We start from the raw sequence: 21185 nt of genomic DNA on the forward strand, positions 1-21185 counted from the left end.
TCCTGAGCCAGGATCAAACTCTCCAATAAAGTGTTTGACTTGCTCATTTTGAAACTGACTTGCTTACGAGAACAATGTTCTCTTTTAAAAATTTAAGCGATCCATTTGTTTAGTTTTCAAGGAACTTATCTGTTCTTTATCATGTTGTAAGTTATCATGTTGTGTCGAACAGGAATTTCATAATACCATTTATTTCGACGCTTGTCAACATTTTTTTCTTATTATCTTCAGAAAAGTTATTGTCCGAAGCGGCAAGAAGTAATATACCATGATTCGACACGAAGATGCAAGCTTTTTTTCAAAATTAATATTTTACCTTATAATACCTCATAAAAAAGCACCAAGGAATCATGAATCAAATTCAGTGATATCCTTGATGCTATTTCCTGTTATCTTCTATATATAGAGAGATTAATCATTATTCCGTCTCAGAGAGCATGTGTACCGCCAAAATAAACATCGCATGTGACCATGTCAAGGGAACAACCCAAGCCGTGTCGCCCGTATGACGATCCACTTGCTCTGGCAGTAATCCCATCTCCGTCTGATGATCCACAGCCCATTGCAGCAATTCCATTGCAGCTTCTTTCTGCCCATTCATCACACGGTATTGCGCAAGCCATAGCGTCGTAAGAATCCAAGGGTTGCCTCCTATATACTGATCATTCTCATAGCGCTTAATTCCACCAACGCTCGGAGATGTCAATGCACGTTCAATCGTATCCGCAGTCTGTACCGCATAGGGATGCGATGCCGACACGACGCCAAATGGAACGGAGATACCGAGTAAACTTACATCGACGATTGGGTCGTACTCCAATTGGTAGACTGGGTAACCTTTTTCACGCGCCTGAATGGCAGTCGGAATTCCTTGTTCCTGCGCTTGACGATAAGCAGCTTCATTTACCTCAAGCTTCAACCCGCGGTAAAAGACGCTTTGAGATGCATTCCAACAGCGGTCGGTAATGGACTGGGCAATGCCTTGTGCAGCATTACGCCAAGCGTTCGACAATTCAGCATTTCCTGCTAATTCAGCCAAAGATGCCGCTGCATCAAGTCCAGCATAAACCGCTGCTGCGGAATACGTATGCTGGCCATCCCGCTCTTCCCACAAATCCCGGCTTGCACGTGGCAGTCCAGTCTCGGCATCGATTTGCTTCGTTAAGAAATTCGCCCCCGCTTCGACCGCTGGCCATATTTGATGAAGGAAACGTGTTTGCTCCTGCTCCGAAAGGAACAATAAATGTTGGTACATCCCCCATAGAATAGATGCCCCTTCATCTAGTTGAATGCCCCAAGAAGGCGCCAATGCACCATCATGATAATGACGCTGCTGCCATGCACCATCCGGATCTTGTGCAGTTAGCGTCCATAAGTAGAAGCGATCTGATAAATCGGTTAATCCCGCACGGTCGAGCGCCGTCGTAATGAAGGCCGCATCTCTACCCCAACAGTAGGCATACCCACCACACTGTGCGAAATGCTCATCGAATTCAGGTGCAGCGATAATGCTGCCTGTCTCTTCGTCCGTCATCAGCTTCATCGCAAGCAGTGATCGCTCGTAGAGTGCAGTAATTCGCTCATCCTCCATCGGGCAAGGTTTAGCGGATTTCAGGAAATCGCTCCAATATTGAGCCGTTTCTGCTGTCCAAGCTTCTACGGCGCGTCCCTTCGCTTGATGCATGACACTTTTTGCTTCATCTAACGTGTGACCCGCTGTGATATAAACTGGAAGAGACACGGTCTCGCCTGGCGCGATATCCGTAAAAGTCCATTCCATCGCACCATCCGGCGCCATTTGAATCCGGCTTCCATCAAGAGCTCCATGGTTCGCGTTATCCCAAGCGTTCGCAGCTTGGAACTTTGTGCATACGTTTGCACTCGAAGCCATAAAAAAATAACGATGCCTGAAATGAACGAGCGCATCCGCTTCCACATCGAACTGCGTCGTATGATAATAAGGACTTTCCGATACTGTCATGGACGTATAATGAACGAAGTGAAAAGTTGCTGGCTGCTCACTTTGGTTCGTGAATTGATAATGGAATACGAGTAAATCTTGGCCCGGAACGGCAAATGAGACCTTTTCCACCTCGATTGGGCATTGATTGTGCTTCGCATTCACGCGAAATAGGTTCGTACGCGGTACATAAGCTGCTTCATGCTGCCAGCCGTGCTCTTGCTCAGCGCTATCGAACCACGATGTCTGCGCACCCTCCATTCGAATACCTGTGCGGATCATATCCACGTGCTGCGGAAACCCGACGTTCGGCCACCATAAGCGTACCAAACGTCCAGTCCGAGTTAGAGAAGCAAGAAATTTAGAATTTCCAATAACAGAATCAACAAGATAAGGTTTACGTTCCAAATGTGTCGTCAACCTATTCAACTCCTTTTCGATTTCGTATAGAGGGAAGATTCGCGAATCATCAGTCGATGCGGAACGATTGTTCTCGCTTGGGCTATGGTCTCTCCCTGGATTCGCTTAATTAATAGTTGTGAAGCCATATAACCCAGTTGGTAGATACCGATATCAATACTTGATAGCGGCGGTGTCGATAATTCGGTAAGCGAGATGTTATTAAATCCAATGATATTCAAATCTTCAGGTACACTGTACCCCAGCTCCGTTAGGCCGCGCATAATACCGAAAGAGACCACATCATCAATCACGACAAGTGCTGTTGGACGTTCAGGCAAGCTCATGAAAAATGACATCGCCCGATAACCGCTCTCCTGCAGGAATTCCCCTTCGACGATCCACTCCGGCTTCATGTCCAGTTGGTTTTCAATTAGCGCATGTTTGTAGCCTTGAAGACGATCTTGAGAAACCGATAATGACGGCGGTCCGCTGACGAACCCGATCCGAGTATGTCCTTGCGCAATTAAATGACTGGTTGCGTCAAATGCAGCTTGAATATTATCATTATCGACACAGAGCACCGTTGGATCATCTTCAAACCGTCCAATGAGTACAAACGGAAACTGCTGCTCTTGCAAGAAGGCAATGATCGGATCGAATTTGCGAGATTGAAGCAAGATGATGCCGTCCACCCTGCGGCCCTTCACCAAACGCGTAATCGCTTCCATTTCGTCACTCTCGCTAGAACCCGTTGTCATCAATACATCGTACCCATTCCGAGAAGCTTGTGTTGTAATCCCACGTATGTTCTCTGCAAAGAAATGATTCTGGAACAGTTCCTCAGCAGGACGCGGCAGAATCATGCCTAATGTATATGTTTTATTCGAGACAAGACTACGGGCCATCATATTCGAATGATAGCCCATCTCATTCATAATACCTTTCACTTTCAACGCCGTCTCTTTACTGATTCGGGGATGATTCGACAAGACGCGAGATACAGTTGAAGGAGAAACGCCAGCTTTCTTGGCAACATCTTTGATAGTAACTGCCATAATGCCCTCCACTTTGTGCAATCGTTTGAATTAATCTATGCATAATGTTAGCGCAAATTAACGTGCATGTAAACAGAATGAACTCACATCCAAGCTAAAATGACATTCTCTCCTAATTCATAAATGAGTTAGAAAATCGAAGGAAATCAAAGATTTAAGAAGTTAACCCCCTATTTTCCAAGCAAAAACGATTATGCAAACGGTTTACCAAATTTCAGGTGTTGTGTATGATAGGGCATATAAAAGCGTTTTCAGGCGTCGTACAAACGGATCAAACCGCTATTTTTTTTCGCATTTTGTACAAACGTTTGCACAAAAACGCTTTTCATAAGAACTAGATATGTATCATACCAATTGGAGGGGTACTCACAATGAAAAAAATGTTGGTTCTCATGTTGACTTTGACGATGGTACTCGCTATCTCAGCATGCGGCGGGAAAGCGAAGGAGTCCACAACGGAAAGCACGCAACAACCTACCACAAAGACGGAAGAGGCTGCAACAACAGAAGAAGAATTCTTGCCAGAGCCTGGCGCAAAATTAGTAGTATGGAGCAGTGGTACAGAGAAAGCGCTCGTCGACGAAGCAGCTAAAGCATTCAAAGAAAAATACGGCATCGATGTAGAATTCCAAGAGGTTGGACCTGATAAATCGATTGAACGTATGACAACAGACGGTCCGGCAGGCGTAGGCGCTGACGTATTCTTAGCGGTTCATGACCGCATCGGAAGTGCTGTGCAATCCGGTATTATTTTGCCGAACGATTATCATGAAGAAGAAACAAAAGCAAATAACAGCGATAAAGCGATCGAAGCTCTCACGATTGATAACATCCTATACGGATATCCAAACTCCGTTGAGACAACAGCGGTATTCTACAACAAGGATCTTGTTCCTGAGGCACCAAAAACTTGGGACGATGTAATCAAGTTCGCAAAAACGTTCAATGATCCGAAAAAACAAAAATATGCTTACATGTGGGAAAACGGGAACGGTTACTGGAACTTCGGATTCCTCGGCGGATATGGCGCTTATGTATTTGGTAAAGACGGTTCCGATCCATCCGATATCGGTCTGAACAACGAAGGCGGCGTAGAAGCAATGAAGTTCTACCAATCCTTGAAAAATTCCGTTCTACCGCTTAAAACAGCTGATATCACATCCGACATCAAGAAAAGCTTGTTCACCGAAGGTAAATTGGCAATGAACGTTAGCGGTCCATGGGATACGATTTCCCTGAAAGAAGCTGTTAAGAACCTTGGCGTGATGGAGTACCCAACACTTCCAAACGGCAGCCCAATGAAACCATTCTCCGGCGTTAAAGCATTCTTGGTTAATGCAAACACGAAATATCCAAACGCAGCGAAGCTGTTCGCTCATTTGATCACATCGGAAGAATTCCAAATTAAAGACTTCGAATTACTCGGCAACTTGCCATCGAACAAAAAAGCAGCTGAAAACGATAAGATCAAAAACGATCCATTCGCTTCGGTATTCTTGAAACAGTTCGAGAACTCTGTACCAATGCCTAAGATTCAACAAATGAATGCTTTCTGGAGCGTGCACGAAGCAACCTTCACTTCGATCTGGAACGATGGTGTAGATCCGAAAGTTGCCTTAGACGACATGGTTAAGAAAATGCAAGACAGTATCGCATCCAGCAAATAATTGCTTAGCTTGACACACTCATATCGGTCTAACTCATCACCCGCCGTCCATCGGCGGGTGACACTGCTCATGGAAGGGATTGATCACATTGAATCGATATGCTAGAACAGCTGGTTGGTTATCTGTTCTCAGTATGGGATTGGGACAGCTGTATAATCGTCAATGGACCAAGGGCGTGTTATTCTTACTCGCTCATATCACTGGCATTACCTTAATTACAACCGTACTAAGCAACCATATTGTCGGCTTCTTCACCCTTGGCGATCAAGGTCAACATCTCGTTAAAGTCGGTAAAATTTATAAAAACGTACCTGGAGATCATTCGATCTTCATGATGATTTATGGGCTACTATCCATGATGGTGGTTCTACTCTACGTCTTCATCTATGTTATGAATGTCCGTGATGCGGTTGCGAATGGACGCTTGCGAGAGCAAGGGCTCCCAACCAAAACATTTATCGATTCGATCAGACATGGTGTGCATAACAATTTCCCATGGTTGATCTTAGCCATTCCAATTGTTGGCGTCCTTTTCTTTACCATTATGCCAATTTTGTTTATGATTTTCATGGCTTTCACCAACTATTCTGCACCTGAACATCTCCCGCCTAAAAACTTAGTGGATTGGGTCGGTCTACAGACCTTCAAAGACTTATTCACTTTAAACGTCTGGAGCGATACGTTCTTCGGCGTACTAACTTGGACAATTATCTGGGCCGTCTTGGCGACAGTGACGTGTTATTTTGGCGGAATTCTGGTTGCACTGCTCATTAACCAACAAGGCATTAAGCTCAAAGGATTATGGAGAACACTGTTCATTATCCCTTATGCCATTCCACAATTCGTCTCGCTGCTCGTCATGCGCAACATGTTAAATGATAAATTCGGACCGATTAACCAATATTTCCGTTTCCTCGGACTTGATGGACTTCCATGGCTAAGTGATCCGTTCTGGGCCAAAGTATCCGTCATTGTCGTTAATATGTGGATCGGGATTCCCGTCACGATGGTTCTTGTTATGGGGATTCTAACTTCCATTCCAAAAGATCTCTATGAAGCTGCCGAAGTGGACGGTGCCACACCATGGATTAAATTCCGTAACATTACGATGCCGTTCGTTCTCTTCTCAACGGCTCCGATTCTGATCACGCAGTTCGCCGGCAATATTAATAACTTTAATGTTATTTTCTTGTTAACCAAGGGCGGACCGTCATCCATCGATTACAATATGGCGGGGAAAACCGACCTACTCGTAACTTGGCTTTACAAGCTTACGCTCGAAAACAATAAATACAATGTTGCATCCGCCGTAGGTATTCTGATCTTCTTGATCATTGCATCGGTGTCTATCTTCAGTTATACAAGAACAAGATCATACCGAGAGGAGGATATGATCCAATGAAAACGAAACGATCGGTACGCTTATTTTTCAGTTATCTATTGTTAATCCTGATCGGGATTGCCTCCGTCTATCCGGCATTGTGGACGATCATGTCCTCGTTCAGAGCGGGCGATTCGCTATTCAGTGATACATTCTTTCCAAAGCAATTCACGCTGAAGCATTATTCGGATTTGTTCCATCCCGAGAATATCGCGGGCAAGCAGGTTCCTTATGTGAAATGGTATTGGAACACGCTTAAAATCGCTACAATGAGTATGATTATCGGTACATTAATTCAACTCTTAACGGCTTATGCCGTGTCTAGATTTCGGTTCAAGGGGCGCAAGACGCTCTTATCCACCGTGCTCGTCCTAGGGATGTTCCCTGGATTTATGAGTATGATGGCGATTTATATATTCCTCGTACAGCTGAACTTGCTCGATACACCTTGGGCTCTAATCATTGTGTATTCTGCAGGAGCCGCTCTTGGACTATTCGTTGCAAAAGGATTCTTCGATACGATCCCGAGAAGCTTGGAAGAAGCTGCTACCATTGACGGTGCGAATCACTGGCAAGTATTTATGAAGATCATTCTGCCACTATCGAAACCGATCATTACGTATATTTCCTTGATGACATTCACAGGGGCTTGGATGGACTTTATTTTCGCAGGGTTGATTCTACGTTCCCGTGATCAATGGACACTTGCAGTTGGTTTATTCAACCTCGTCGATTCTTACTCGAGTACGGCATTTACGCTCTTCGCTGCCGGGGCCGTTCTGGTCGCTGTACCGATCACAATTCTATTCGCATTTACGCAGCGCTTCTTGGTGGAAGGCTTAACATCAGGGGCAAGTAAAGGATGATGAATCCAGTGAAAAAACATCGATTGATTCGGTCGAGATGGTGGATTCGAAGTGGTATGGCTGTATTCATCCTCATGTTGGTGGTTGCGTCAGGTTGTACGAGTGATAGTGGATCGGGAAAAGCTGCTGAGGATGCTGGAAAAGAAGCTGCAACGGTTAAGACAACTTCCGTGCAGACAGCTGCTGCCGATATCGATGAGCAGCCTTCAACGGTCTATTATGAGATTTTCGTTCGAAGCTTCTATGATACGAATGGGGATGGGATCGGGGATCTGAATGGTGTGACAGCCAAGCTGGATTACTTGAAAGACCTCGGGATTGGCGGCATCTGGTTGATGCCGATCAACCCCTCCCCTAGCTATCATGGCTATGATGTAACTGATTATTACGGCATTCAATCGCAGTATGGCACGATGGATGATTTCAAAAAATTGTTAGATGAAGCGCATAAACGCGGTATCAAGGTCATTATGGATCTGGTTGTCAATCATACGAGTAGCGAGCATCCTTGGTTCAAAGCTGCCGCCTCTGACAAGAACAGCCCCTATCGTGATTGGTACACCTGGTCAAAACCCGATCAGACGTTGGCCTCGGATGGAGCAACCGGTGCGCAGCCTTGGCATAAGTCTGGGGACGATCACTATCTCGGAATCTTCTGGGAAGGGATGCCGGATTTAAATTTCGATCATGCTGACGTACGCAAAGAGATGATTAAAGTCGGGCAATTCTGGCTGAAGCAAGGCGTGGATGGCTTCCGCCTCGATGCTGCGAAGCATATCTATGAAGATTTCAAATCGCAAGGAAATCTTCCTGCGACAAAGGAGAAGAATCAAACGTGGTGGCAAGAATTCCGTAAAGGAATCGAGGAAGTTCATCCTGGAGCCTATCTTGTGGGTGAAGTATGGGATTCCACTGCGAAGATTGGTCCTTTCCTAGCGCAAGCATTAGACTCTTGCTTCAACTTCGATCTGTCGAAGACGATTCTATCCACAGTAAACTCGGAGAAAGCGACGGATATTGCTTTTAACCTGGAACGAATTTATGGCTTCTATGCCAAAAACTCTGATGGAAAATTCGTCGATGCACCATTCTTAACGAACCATGATATGAATCGAACGATGTCTGAAGTAAAGGGCAATCCGGATCATGCCAAGATGGCAGCCTCGATCCTACTCACGCTGCCAGGCAATCCGTTCCTCTATTATGGCGAAGAAATCGGCATGCTCGGAATGAAACCGGATGAGCAAATTCGAGAACCGATGGTGTGGTCCGCTGCGACTGCGGGTGGTACAAAGGGACAGACCTCGTGGGAGCCTCTCGTCTATAATAAAGAGATGAAGCAAGGCGTTGCTGAGCAAGAGAAGGATAACGCGTCATTGTACAATCACTATAAAAAGCTGATTCAGTGGCGGAACGCTGAACCTGCACTTCATGATGGCGGAATTGCTTCCTACAAATTCGAAAATGCGAGTGTTCTTGCATATCAACGTTTGACTACACAGGCTAAAGTGCTCGTCGTTCATAATCTATCCAAAGAGGTTCAGAAGGTCGTGCTGCAAGATGATGTCTATAAGACGTTGGCTCTGAAAAGCAAAGAAGGCGCCGTGTTGGAGGGTACTTCGCTTGAACTGCCACCGTATAGTACCGTTATACTGAAATAATTGTTGGTGAAGTAAGCTTCGCGCCGAACAAAATCGGCGCGACAGCTTATTTGCGTTATATAAGATGAATTGATAAAGGAGATTGATCTATTCATGTTACTCGAAGCGATTTACCACCGTCCCAAACAGAACTGGGCGTACGCATACGATGAGACAACAATCCATTTACGTATTCGCACCAAACGAAATGATGTGGAACGCGCTGAAGTCGTCTATGGTGACAAATATTTGCCTTGGGATCAAATGATGACGAAGGACATGCGTATTGTAGGACACGATGAATTATTCGATTACTGGCAGGCCGAAGTGCAGCCGAAATATCGCCGCCTCAGCTATGGCTTCAAGTTGCATCAAGGAAAAGAAATAATCTGGCTGACAGAACGTTCACTTGGCACGCAAACTCCAACAGGCCATTTGGGCAACTTCGAATTTCCTTTCTTGAATCCGGTGGATGTGTTCGCTCCCCCTGCCTGGGTGAAGGATGCGGTCTTCTATCAAATCTTCCCGGAACGGTTCGCGAACGGTGATCCTTCCAATGATCCTGAAGGTGTGGAGCCTTGGGGCGGTAAACCGACACCAAGTAATTTCTTCGGTGGGGATCTGCAAGGTGTCATCGATCATCTGGAATATATTCAAAAGCTAGGTGTGAATGCGATCTACTTCACGCCGGTCTTTGAAGCAACGACGAACCATAAGTATGATACACAGGATTACATGAAGGTGGATCCGCACTTCGGTACGAATGAGACACTGAAGGAATTGGTGCAGCAATGCCATGCTCGCGGGATTCGCGTATTGCTCGATGCGGTATTTAACCACAGCGGACGAACTTTCGCTCCATTCCTTGACGTAGTGGAAAAAGGGGCTGATTCCCCTTATGCAGACTGGTTCTACGTACGGGAATATCCATTAACGGTTGTGGAAGGCGTCCCGACGTATGAGACGTTCGCTTTCGAACCGAAAATGCCGAAGCTCAACACAGAGCACCCGGAAGTGAAGAAGTATTTGCTCGATGTCGCAAAATACTGGATTGACGAAGTTGGTATTGATGGCTGGCGCCTTGATGTAGCCAATGAGGTTGACCATGCCTTCTGGCGTGAATTCCGTAAGGTTGTTAAGAGCGTTAATCCTGAAGCTTATATTTTAGGTGAATTGTTCCACGAAGGCATGATGTGGCTGCAAGGCGACCAATTCGATGCGCTGATGAACTATCCGTTCACGGGCGCTGTACTCGACTTCTTCGTGAACGAGAGCACGGACGGAGCACAGTTCGCCGGCAAAATGTACGGGCAGTTGTTCCGTTACCCGCATCAAGCGAATGAAGTTACATTCAACTTGCTCGACAGCCATGACACGGAACGCTTATTAACATTATGTAAGGGCGATGTTCGGAAAATGAAGCTCGCTGCCCTCTTCCAGCTTACGTTCCTCGGTACGCCGTGTATCTATTATGGCGACGAGATTGGCTTGACGGGCTCCCATGATCCGAATTGCCGGAAATGTATGCCTTGGGATGAAGCAGAATACGATATGGACTTACTTAGCTTCTATCAGCAGACAATTGCGCTGCGCCACCAATATAGCGCACTCCGCAGCGGAGATTTCCGCTTCCTCTATGCGAAGGAAGGCGATTCGCGCATTGCTTATGAACGTCAGGATGCAGATTCTACATTCGCAATTCTCATGAATGTGGACAAGCGTGCCCGTTCTATGACTATCAAGCTGCCTGCAGGAGAATGGCAGGATGAGGTGACAGGTGTACGTTACACGTCAACAGGTAAGAGCTTAAAGTTCCCACTTGCTGCATACGGGGCGATGGTGTTAAGAAAAATAATGTAATGTAACGAAAATACGAAAGCCCTCGGGGTTATCCAGGCATGCGAATGATCGATGCGCTGGATGTTCCGAGGGCTCTTTTAAATGTTACGGTAATGAATCGCTGGCGATGATGATGTAGAACTTAGACGTTCTACTCTCCCAGCAATTGCAGTAATTCTTCTTCGCTGTCGATGATGCGAATGCCGAGCTGCTGCGCCTTCGTCAGCTTGCTGCCCGCACTCTCGCCGGCAATGACAAAGTCGGTCTTCTTCGAGACGCTGCCAGTCACTTTCGCGCCGACAGCTTCCAGCTTCTTCGCAGCTTCATCACGGCTGAGGGTAGGAAGCGTTCCGGTTAGTACGACGGTTTTGCCTGTAAATACGGTCTCCCGCTTCGGTTCCGAAGAGCTCGGCGCTGCAGCTGGCGATACCCCAAGCTCGAGCATCTTACGAATGCTCTCTTGCATACGTGGATCCGCGAAGAAGGATACGATACTATCTGCAACGATGGCGCCAACGTCTTGAAGCGTGATTAGCTCTTCCGCTGTAGCAGCCATCAACTTATCCAAGCTGCCGAAGTGATCGGCAAGTGCCTTGGTAGTCGTCTTACCGGTATTCGGAATACCTAGGGCGAACAAGAAGGACGATAGATCACATTGTTTGCTCTTCTCTAACGCTTCAAGCAGCTTATTCGCTTTCTTCTCGCCAAACCGATCCAAGCCGATCAATTGATCAAACGTCAGACTGTAGAGATCTGCTGGATCACGAACGTCGACCTCGTCATAGAGCTGTTCCGCTGTCATGACGCTGAATGCCTCGATATCCATCGCATCACGTGATGCGAAGTGCGTAATCCGTCCGATCAGCTGCGGCTTGCAGCCAAGTCGATTGTTACAGAATAGATGCGCGCCGCGCTGCTCAAGCTCCGATCCGCATGCAGGACATGTCGTTGGGAAGACGATTTCTTCCCCGTCGTTCTCCTCTGTTGCTTTACCTAGAATCTCTGGGATGACATCGTTCGAACGTCGGATAAAGACGCGTGATCCGAGTGCGTACTTGAGGTTCTTGCGCTCAATGTCACCAATATTATTTAGCGTACAATTCTGCACCGTTACCCCAGCGAGTTCCACCGCCTCAACGCGGGCAACTGGCGTTATTTTCCCCGTACGACCGACTTCCCAGGATACCGACTCTAGCACGGTTGTCGTCTCTTCCGCCTCGAACTTGAAGGCAACCGCCCAACGCGGGAATTTATCTGTATAACCAAGCACCTCGCGCGTACGCATATCTGTAAGCTTAATAACCGCTCCATCAATCAGATAGTCCAGTTGCTCACGCTGCTCCACAATATTGGCAAGCTCCTCAATCGTCCCCTCGATCGTGTCGAAATAGGTGACGTAAGGATTAACTTTGAAGTGATTCTCATGCAAGAATCCGACCATCTCTTGATGATTGTAGAACTGAATCGCATCGGAGTAGCCCACATTATAGAAGAAGGCGTTCAGTTTGCGTTCAGCTGTCGTCTTCGGATTCAAGTTCCTGAGTGCACCTGCTGCTGCATTACGTGCGTTCTTGAGCGGCTCTGCCGCGGTCTCGTTATACTTGTGAAGCACAGATAAATTCATGATGCCTTCGCCCTGAACTTCAATAGTTCCGTCTCGATAAGGAATAGTGAGCGGCACGGAGCGAATGGTCTTCACTTGTGCAAGAATGCCCTCACCGACTTCCCCATTCCCACGTGTGGAGGCTTGCACGAGCTTACCGTCCGTATAGGTCAGGTTCAAGGTAAGACCGTCAAACTTCAGCTCCAGCACATAAGAAGGCTCAGGCAGTGGAGTGTCAGGATTTTTTGTATTATAATCGTTCACAAGCTTCATGACCCGCGCATTCCACGTGCGAACATCTTCGACATTCTGCGCTTTGTCGAGACTCCACAGTCTTGCCAGATGGCGATGCTCCGAGAACCCTTTGAGGAGTTCTCCACCTACGCGCTGTGTTGGGGATTCTGGGAAAATCACACCTGTCTCCCGCTCCATCGCAACAAGCTGATCATATAGCGCATCGTATTTCTTGTCGCTCACGGTAGGCTGGTCTAATGTATAGTACTCATAGTTGTATCGGCTCAGCTGCGTAATTAACTCCGACATCCGCGCTGTCGTCTCCTGACTGAGTGCTCCTGTACTCCCTTGAACTTCATTCATCCCTGTACGATCCACCACGCTCGCATCTTCCACCTTTCTACGTAACTAACATGTTTATACTTTCGTAATTGGAGCAAACCCTGCAAGTAGACGCTTCACGCCTACCGGTGCCGGGAACGCAATCTGCAGCTCCATATCATTCCCTGTTCCTTTGATCGCCACGATGACACCTGTTCCCCATTTGCCATGCGCGACTTTATCACCCGTCTGGAAGCTCTGCGCTCCGCCGCCTGCTCCACCTGATGCAGCACTTGCCGTCGCCTTCGCAGCATCCATGGAGGAAGTGACCGTCACGCGTCCGCTCGTGCTTGTGACACCGCCGCTGCGTTGACCAAATCCGCCTGCACTCGCTCCGCTGCCGCCTAGCCCGGACCGATTTCCGAACCCACTTCCGCCTCGGCTTCCCAATCCTGATCCGAAGGTAGATACATCTCGACCAAATCGATCTCTCGATGAGGAGGAAGCATTCGATTCTTTGAGTTCGTCTGGGATTTCATTCAAGAAACGGGATGGTGCATTGCTCGTTGTACGTCCAAATAGTGTACGCATTCGCGCGCTGGTTAAAAAGAGCTGCTTCTCTGCGCGTGTGATCCCTACATAAGCAAGACGGCGTTCCTCTTCCAGCTCCTCGTTATCACTAAATGCACGGCTATGCGGGAATACCCCTTCCTCAAGTCCGATAATAAAGACCGTTGGGAACTCCAAGCCTTTGGCACTGTGCATCGTCATGAGGACGACAGCATCCTTGACTTCTTCCTCTTCATCATCACCGAGTGAATCAATATCTGCAATAAGCGCCAAGTCGGTTAGAAAGGCGACCAGGGACTTATCTTCATTATTCTTCTCGAATTCTTGCGTTACAGACAGGAACTCGTCGATATTTTCCATACGTGCCCGAGATTCTAGGGTGTTCTCACGCTGCAGTTCCAGCTTGTACTCGGTCATTTCGAGCACTTTCTCTGTTAACTCGGTCACAGAAAGGAACTCTTGCATGCGATTTAACTGTTCGATCATCGTACGGAAATCCCGTAATGTACCCTTGGTACGTACCGCAATATCGACATCATCCATGTTATCGATCGTGTCATAGATGGACATGTCCCGTGATGCAGCAGCCACATCAAGCTTCGCCAGCGTCGTATCCCCGATCCCCCGCTTCGGAACGTTAATGATCCGATTCAAGCTGATATCATCGCTCGGGTTCGAAATAAGTCGCAGGTAGGCGAGAATGTCCTTGATCTCTTTGCGATCGTAGAACTTTGTGCCGCCGACGATTTGATACGGAATATCGGATTTAATAAGAATTTCCTCGATAACCCGGGACTGCGCATTGGTCCGATAGAGAATCGCATGGTTCTGATATTGTTGGCCTTGATCATAGTTCTTCTTAATTTCACGTGTAATAAAATAGCCTTCGTCATGCTCGGAATCCGCTTGGTAATGCGTGATCTTCGCGCCTTCGCCTTGACTGGTCCAGAGCTTCTTCGGCTTGCGGCCCGTATTGTTGCCGATGACTTCATTCGCCGCGTTCAAAATGTTCGCTGTAGAACGGTAATTCTGTTCGAGAAGAATGGACTGGGCATTCGGATAATCTTCTTCAAAGTTCAAGATATTCGAAATGTCCGCCCCGCGCCAACGATAGATCGACTGGTCACTATCCCCGACGACGCAAATATTATGATGCGCATCCGCGAACATTTTACAGAGCATATACTGTGCACGGTTCGTATCCTGATACTCATCAACGTGAATATATTTGAATTTTTTCTGATAGAAATCTAGTACTTCTGGAACTTCTTTGAACAATTGAATGGTCGTCATGATCAGATCGTCGAAGTCTAGCGCGTTGTTCGTACGGAGTCTTTTCTGATACATGGTGTATACTTTGGCAACGATGCCTTCGAAATAATCGCCGATCTTCTGCTCATACTGCTGCGGTGTGATCAGCTCATTCTTCGCAGTACTCATCATCGCTTGAACGGCCTTCGGCTCGAATTTCTTCGTGTCGACATTCAATTCCTTCATGCAATTGCGAATGACCGATAGCTGGTCCGTCGAATCCAAGATGGAGAAATTCGAGGTGAAGCCGATCCGTTCAATATCTTTGCGCAAAATACGAACACACATCGAGTGGAACGTCGATACCCAGATGTCGCGCCCATCGGGACCCACGAGCTTCGATACCCGTTCCTGCATCTCCCGCGCTGCTTTGTTCGTAAAGGTAATCGCTAGAATTGCCCAAGGTGGCGCTTTACGCGTAGCAATTAAGTATGCGATTCGGTGCGTTAGCACACGTGTCTTACCACTCCCTGCGCCGGCCATAATGAGGAGTGGGCCTTCGGTTGCTTCAACGGCTTTGCGCTGCTCTGGATTCAGGCGGGCAACCGCATCATATATATTCATGGATTCATGCATAAGTACATGCTCCCTCCCTATCTTCTATTCCTGTATCTCTCTTACCGCTTGCACAGTAAGCAAGGCTTGTTCCAATTGATCATATAAAATATTGCCAACAACAATGGTATCAGCGGATGCTGCCGCCTGACGGGCTTGATCGAGATTCGTAATCCCACCGCCATAAATAAGTTGTGCTTGATGAAGCTTCTGTCGTACGCTTCGAACGAGCTCCATATCGCCGAACATGCCGCTATATTCGATATAAATGAAAGGCAACCGCATCAAGCGATCAGCCACTTGCGCATAGGCGATAACGTCGGATGTTGCTAGATTCGCATTGGCCTCCGATACTTTGGCAGCCGTCGCATCGCCATTCAAGACAATATATCCTTCAGCGAAAACAATCTCCCACGGCAGCATGCTGCCGAACTCACGCACGGCACGCTGCTGATGTCCGATCAACCAATCGGGGTTGCTCGTGTTGAGTACCATCGGTATTAAATAATGGTCGAACCCCGGCACCGCCGCATCCGGATTGGATACTTCGAGTACGCAAGGGACCTCGTATTGCCGGATTCGCGAGAGTAAATCTACCGTATTATCGAACGTCACACCGGACGAGCCTCCTACCAGAATCGCGTCTGTTCCAGACATGCAGATCTTGTCCAGCGCTTCATCACTAATGCTTCGATCTGGATCCAATTTAAACATGTGCCTCCACGGCATGAATCGTTGTTCCACGGGAGTTCCTCCATCTATTTTATGAAAATAGCTTAACAGAATAAGTCTAAAGGACATAGGGGGTGGTGTCAATTTACTGGGGACTATTACATAAAGTTATTCACGAATGTATGTTCTCTAAATTATAGCATAGGATGGGGCTCGCAGGGAACAAAGAAATAGACCGCTCACCTCGAGAAGGTTGCGGTCTATGATTACTTTAAAATGGATACCAGAATCCACTGAGCACACCAATCTTCAGCCAGATCGCACTGGCAGTTACCAATATGCACAATGCGCCTACGGTGTAATCCATGGCACGCAGATCCTCCATGGCGTACCATGTACGGCGTTTATGTTTGCCGAATCCACGTAACTCCATGGCATTAGAGACAACCTCAATACGCTGGAGTGACGAGTATAACATCGGAATGGCAATCGACGTCACATTTTTCACCCGCTGTGTGAATGGTGCATCTCCCTTACGAAACCCGATCCCGCGCATTTGCATCGAATTCGTGATCCCCCGGAACTCCGATTGAATATCCGGAATATAACGGAATGCAATATTGACGGCGTAGGCGATTTTATAAGGAACGCCGATCCGATTCAGACTGCTCGCGAACTTACTCGGATGTGTGGTGAAAATAAAGAGCAAGCTCACAGGGAGCAGCGTCAAATATTTGGCCGTGAGCGTCAATACATAGAACAACGTCTCTAGATTAATCGTATTGTAGCCAATATTCAAGACCGGTGTATTCGTTCCAGTCAGCTCTGAGCCATACGTCGGCGTAATGAGAATAATAAAGGCCGTGTTAAATACGTTAAAGACGATCATCACCCAGAGCAGAATCCGAATCTGCCGGAATGGTATTTTCGCGGATAATAATAGAATGGTCCCGATGAAGAGCATTACGATAAAAACGCGCAAATCTAGAAAAAGAAATGTCGTGATCGTCCATGCGGCGAACAATAACATTTTGATACTGCCATCCATACGGTGGAAAATGGAATCCCCGGGAGCATATAACGTTCCCATCTTACTCATGGTGCTTCACCTTTTTTTCATAATTAATAAAATGCTGCACGAATCCTTCTGCTGAAGGCAGTCCGATCATTCGCGACAACATGGAGAGCGAGGTTTCTTTCAAATTCGCCCTTTCAATCACCTCGGCGTTCGTCAGCACACTCGCCACGCGATCACTCGCAATGACTTCGCCACCCGATAGAACGACTGCACGATCTGTGTATTCCAAGGCCAAATGCATATCATGGGTGATGAAAATGAACGAAAGTCCCGTCTGCGACAATTTCGAAATAAACTCCATAAATTCGGTGTAGTGCTTATAGTCCTGACCCGCCGTCGGCTCGTCCAAAATAATCAGCTTCGGCTCCATCGCTAGAACTGCTGCAATCGTAACCCTCTTCTTCTGACCATAGCTCAGCGCAGAGATCGGCCAGTTGCGATACGGATAAAGACCGCAAATGCGCAGCACGTGCTCCACCTTCTGATCCACGATCTCTTTGGCTACTCCACGAACCGTTAGTCCAAGTGCAACTTCATCCCAGATCATATGCTGTGTGATCATTTGATTCGGGTTCTGCATCACATAGCCAATCTTCTCACCGCGCTGCCGTATGTTCCAGGGACGAATGTCCTCGCCTTGCAGCCGGATCTCGCCGGATGTCTGACGAACAATCCCCATGATCAGATGGCTCAGGGTCGATTTGCCCGCACCATTATTACCGAGCAGTGATACGATCTCCCCTTCATGAACTTGGAAAGAAACACCACGAATGACCTCATGTGCTCCATCATAAGCAAAGCGAAGATTCTGAACGTCTAGTAGCGGTTCGCGGTTCTGGACTTCTGTTGAAGCAGCGGCGGATTCGTACCATGCCTCGAGTGCATGCTCGAACTTCGGTAATTTCATGTTATTTAACTGCGTTAATTTATCGGCTGTAGAGAGCTCGCATCCGGCATATTTCAGCGCCTCAATGTAGAGAGGTTCACGTAGTCCATGCTTGCGAAGAACATCAGAGGCTAGAATCTCATCCGGCGTTCCGATCGCTTGAATCTCACCTTCGCTCATAACCACGATACGATCGATAGGCTGCTCGAGAACATCTTCAATTCGATGCTCGATGATGATAATCGTCTTGCCCGTCTGCTTATGAATGTCGTCAATCATCTGCATGGCTTGCTTGCCGCTGGCTGGATCCAAATTCGCGAGCGGCTCATCAAAGAGTAGAATATCGGCTTGCGTTGAGAGAATGCCCGCTAGTGACACGCGCTGTTTCTGTCCACCGGAGAGATCATGTGGGCTTTGATCTATAAATGGAAGCATATTGACGGTCGTGAGTGCACGCTCCACTTCCTCGCGCATCTGTTTGCGCGATACGCCATCATTTTCAAAGGAAAAGGCAACGTCCTCGCCGACCGATAGACCGATGAACTGTCCATCCAGATCCTGAAGAATGGTACCAACGGTTTTGCTGATCTCGAAAATACTCTTGCCTGTTGTGGGCTCTCCGTTGATCGTCATCGTGCCTTCGATCTTGCCTTCGTACGTAAAAGGAATCAGCCCATTGATACAATGGGCTAATGTCGACTTGCCAGAGCCGCTTGGGCCGGCAATTAATATTTTCTCACCAGGCTGGATCTCAAGATTGATGTTCCGCAGCGTCGGCTCGGTTAACTTCTGATATTGAAAGCTGAATTGTTGGAAGGATATCATGCTGTACTCCTATTTCTCGATGGTTAAGTTCGTGCTCTTCTTATTCACACGTAAGATGGCAAGGATGATCGGTAGACCCAGGACGGCAACAACGACGATGTTCGATAGGAATGCGCCCCAGAATTGAACGAGCATTTTGTCTAATGGCTCACCCATGAAGAGAACGTCGAAAATTGTCGCTTCCCCCATCCCTACGAGACATCCAAGCACACCGAATATTATGATTTGGTATAGATGTTTCTTCGCGTAAGCGCCTGCTTTTACATTGAAACCTTTGCTCAAATATACGAATCCACTGAATAAACCGATGAGTCCCGATCCAAGCGCCCAACCCCACCAGACGCCCCCACCTGACATCAAATCCGTAATGACGTGGCCGATAAATCCGATTAAGAAACCAATCACGGGACCGAACAATGCGCCAAAGATCGTCAAGAACGCAACCGCGGGCTTAATCCATGTCGCTGGACCTACTGTAAAACCAAAAAATCCTAAAAAGCCATACAACGCTGCGCCGATCCCGATCGCGACCACAACGAGTGTGCTGAAATTAAAAATTGACTTCTGATTCATCTAGCCAAAATTCCCCTCTCACCATTTGATAATAAGCTAATACTAAAGGAAATGACCCTCGGATTCAATAGTAATATTCCGAATATTCAATATTCAGAACTATGAAATTGTTAGGAATTTAGTCGGAGTCTGATTAAAAGAGTTGTCGTATGGCCAGGATGATTAGAATCCATAGCAGGATGCTTAATCCACCGCCGATGAGCCAGCCACGGCCGGGGTTCCTGCTCTCTTCTTCGTCATAAGTGTCAGATGAGTCATGCGGATGCATTGTCATAGAAAAACCCCCTCTACTAGATGTCACTAGTATCGGGAGTTTAAGGTGCGTTAATACGCGTTCTTATTGATAAAACCATTGATTACTGTCTTCCAGATGATCTTCACATCGAAGAGAATGGACCAATTCTCAATATAAAAGATATCATAGCGAATGCGCTCTTCGATCGATGTATCCCCGCGCAGGCCGTTGCTCTGCGCCCAACCTGTAATGCCAGGGCGGACATGGTGCTTGACCATGTATTTCGGAATTTCTTCCTTGAATTGATCAACAAAGAAAGGTCGCTCTGGCCTCGGGCCAACAATGCTCATATGTCCGAGCAGTACGTTGAAGAATTGCGGCAGCTCGTCGAGACTTGTTTTGCGGAGGAACGAACCGAACTTCGTCTTCCGTGGATCGTTCTCGGTCGTCCACTTCGTATCAGAGGTCCCTTGCGATTGAACGCGCATCGATCTGAACTTGAACATCATGAAGTTGCGGCGATTGAGGCCTACACGCTCTTGCTTGAAGATAATCGGGCCTGGTGATGTTAATTTGATGCCGATTGCAGCAAAGAGCAGAACTGGTGATGTTAGTAGGATAGCAAAAAGTGCAAAAGCAATATCAAAAGCGCGCTTTAAGATGCGGTTGCTCATGAGATCGAGCGGGATATCCCGCACGTTGATAAGCGGCATACCTGCGAAATTATCAAACGTTGGCCGTGCTGGTAAGTAGTCGAAGAAATCGGGAATGATGAGTGTTCGGACGCCGGCTTTTTCACACACATTAATAATATGCGGGAATCGGTGGTGCGCCTCGAGTGGAAGTGCGATGATCACTTCATCGATCAGTCGCTGCTCAATGATCTGTTCGAGGTCGTCGATGGTCCCGAGAATTGGCTTATATTTGAGAGCGAATTGCTCGTCGATTTCTTGTTGGTCATCCAGGAAGCCAAAGACTTCATAGCCCATTTCAGGATGCTGCTTCAGGTTCTTGTAAAATCTTTTGCCCAGTGTACCCGCGCCTAGGATAAGCACAAATTGTTTATTAAAACCTTTCTCACGGAAGTGGCGGAGTCCTTTTTTGACTGCAAAACGGTAGAAAAGGATCGCAAGCACGTTACCGATCATATAAACCGCAAGATATTCACGCGAGATATGTACGGCTTTAAAGTAGAACAATAGACTTAGGAGCACAAATAAGCTGATCAGATGCACCTGAATGACGCGCCAGAAGTCGTCGGCGAATCGCTTCTTACGCTTCGGTGAGTAGAAGCTGCTCATCATACCGATGACGACGGCGATGCCGCCGTAGATGAGGCTCCATTTGGAGTATTCCGACAGTGGGAGCGGAGATTCGTGCTCCATTAGTCCGCTCAGGAACTTCATCCAATAGGCGAATAGAAAGATGATCTGGATCATTACAAAGTCAGCTATAATATAAAGTTGCGTCAGAAATCGCTGGTTCTTACGCAGCATGCTGTCACCTCAATTA

General features: G+C 47.3%; 15 protein-coding genes. 5 read left to right on the forward strand and 10 right to left on the reverse strand.

Going from position 1 to position 21185, the window contains the following annotated elements; all coding sequences use genetic code 11:
* Window positions 1–418: 418 nt before the first annotated feature.
* Both ACFQZR_RS00385 and ACFQZR_RS00390 read right to left on the reverse strand, forming a co-directional pair.
* Complete coding sequence (locus ACFQZR_RS00385; RefSeq protein ID WP_379341774.1) at window positions 419–2380, reverse strand: glycoside hydrolase family 15 protein; 1962 nt, start codon at window positions 2378–2380, stop codon at window positions 419–421.
* Window positions 2381–2385: 5 nt separating this feature from the next.
* The gene (locus ACFQZR_RS00390; RefSeq protein ID WP_379341776.1) at window positions 2386–3417 is read right to left on the reverse strand and encodes a LacI family DNA-binding transcriptional regulator; all 1032 of its coding nucleotides are present in this window, start codon (window positions 3415–3417) and stop codon (window positions 2386–2388) included.
* A gap of 371 nt (window positions 3418–3788) precedes the next feature.
* Between ACFQZR_RS00390 and ACFQZR_RS00395 the strand changes: the two genes are divergently transcribed.
* From ACFQZR_RS00395 to ACFQZR_RS00415, 5 genes are all read left to right on the forward strand, one after another.
* Window positions 3789–5084, forward strand: a complete 1296-nt coding sequence (locus tag ACFQZR_RS00395) for a sugar ABC transporter substrate-binding protein (protein ID WP_379341778.1) — start codon at window positions 3789–3791, stop codon at window positions 5082–5084.
* An 88-nt stretch (window positions 5085–5172) separates the two neighbouring features.
* Entirely contained in the window at window positions 5173–6486 is a 1314-nt protein-coding gene (locus ACFQZR_RS00400; protein WP_379341780.1) for a carbohydrate ABC transporter permease, read from the forward strand.
* Window positions 6483–7331, forward strand: a complete 849-nt coding sequence (locus ACFQZR_RS00405; RefSeq protein ID WP_379341783.1) for a sugar ABC transporter permease — start codon at window positions 6483–6485, stop codon at window positions 7329–7331. Before ACFQZR_RS00400 ends, ACFQZR_RS00405 begins: the two co-directional genes overlap by 4 nt.
* Window positions 7331–8992, forward strand: coding sequence for an alpha-amylase family glycosyl hydrolase (locus tag ACFQZR_RS00410; RefSeq protein ID WP_379342016.1), 1662 nt, complete (start codon window positions 7331–7333; stop codon window positions 8990–8992). The genes ACFQZR_RS00405 and ACFQZR_RS00410 overlap by 1 nt, the downstream gene beginning before the upstream one ends.
* Before the next feature lie 93 nt (window positions 8993–9085).
* The gene (locus ACFQZR_RS00415) at window positions 9086–10831 is read left to right on the forward strand and encodes an alpha-glycosidase (RefSeq protein ID WP_379341785.1); all 1746 of its coding nucleotides are present in this window, start codon (window positions 9086–9088) and stop codon (window positions 10829–10831) included.
* Between the two features lie 130 nt (window positions 10832–10961).
* On the opposite strand, the gene ligA is transcribed toward ACFQZR_RS00415, so the two are convergent.
* The 8 genes from ligA to ACFQZR_RS00455 form a co-directional block, all read right to left on the reverse strand.
* Entirely contained in the window at window positions 10962–12956 is a 1995-nt protein-coding gene (ligA, locus tag ACFQZR_RS00420) for an NAD-dependent DNA ligase LigA (RefSeq protein ID WP_379342018.1), read from the reverse strand.
* 108 nt (window positions 12957–13064) lie between these two features.
* Window positions 13065–15425 carry a DNA helicase PcrA gene (pcrA, locus tag ACFQZR_RS00425; protein ID WP_379341787.1) on the reverse strand — a complete coding sequence of 787 codons (2361 nt, stop codon included), beginning with the start codon at window positions 15423–15425 and terminating at the stop codon, window positions 13065–13067.
* Between the two features lie 24 nt (window positions 15426–15449).
* Complete coding sequence (gene pcrB, locus ACFQZR_RS00430) at window positions 15450–16148, reverse strand: heptaprenylglyceryl phosphate synthase (protein ID WP_483874906.1); 699 nt, start codon at window positions 16146–16148, stop codon at window positions 15450–15452.
* Window positions 16149–16347: 199 nt separating this feature from the next.
* Window positions 16348–17175, reverse strand: coding sequence for an energy-coupling factor transporter transmembrane component T family protein (locus tag ACFQZR_RS00435; RefSeq protein ID WP_379341789.1), 828 nt, complete (start codon window positions 17173–17175; stop codon window positions 16348–16350).
* The gene (locus ACFQZR_RS00440) at window positions 17168–18865 is read right to left on the reverse strand and encodes an ABC transporter ATP-binding protein (protein WP_379341791.1); all 1698 of its coding nucleotides are present in this window, start codon (window positions 18863–18865) and stop codon (window positions 17168–17170) included. The genes ACFQZR_RS00435 and ACFQZR_RS00440 overlap by 8 nt, the downstream gene beginning before the upstream one ends.
* 9 nt (window positions 18866–18874) lie before the next feature.
* Window positions 18875–19423, reverse strand: a complete 549-nt coding sequence (locus tag ACFQZR_RS00445) for an ECF-type riboflavin transporter substrate-binding protein (RefSeq protein ID WP_379342022.1) — start codon at window positions 19421–19423, stop codon at window positions 18875–18877.
* 148 nt (window positions 19424–19571) lie between these two features.
* The gene (locus tag ACFQZR_RS00450; RefSeq protein WP_379341793.1) at window positions 19572–19712 is read right to left on the reverse strand and encodes a hypothetical protein; all 141 of its coding nucleotides are present in this window, start codon (window positions 19710–19712) and stop codon (window positions 19572–19574) included.
* 50 nt (window positions 19713–19762) lie between these two features.
* The gene (locus ACFQZR_RS00455; protein ID WP_379341795.1) at window positions 19763–21169 is read right to left on the reverse strand and encodes an undecaprenyl-phosphate glucose phosphotransferase; all 1407 of its coding nucleotides are present in this window, start codon (window positions 21167–21169) and stop codon (window positions 19763–19765) included.
* Window positions 21170–21185 lie beyond the last annotated feature (16 nt).

It is taken from the genome of Paenibacillus sp. GCM10027629 (assembly GCF_042676425.1).
In the GTDB taxonomy this organism is placed as follows: domain Bacteria; phylum Bacillota; class Bacilli; order Paenibacillales; family Paenibacillaceae; genus Paenibacillus_K; species Paenibacillus_K terrigena.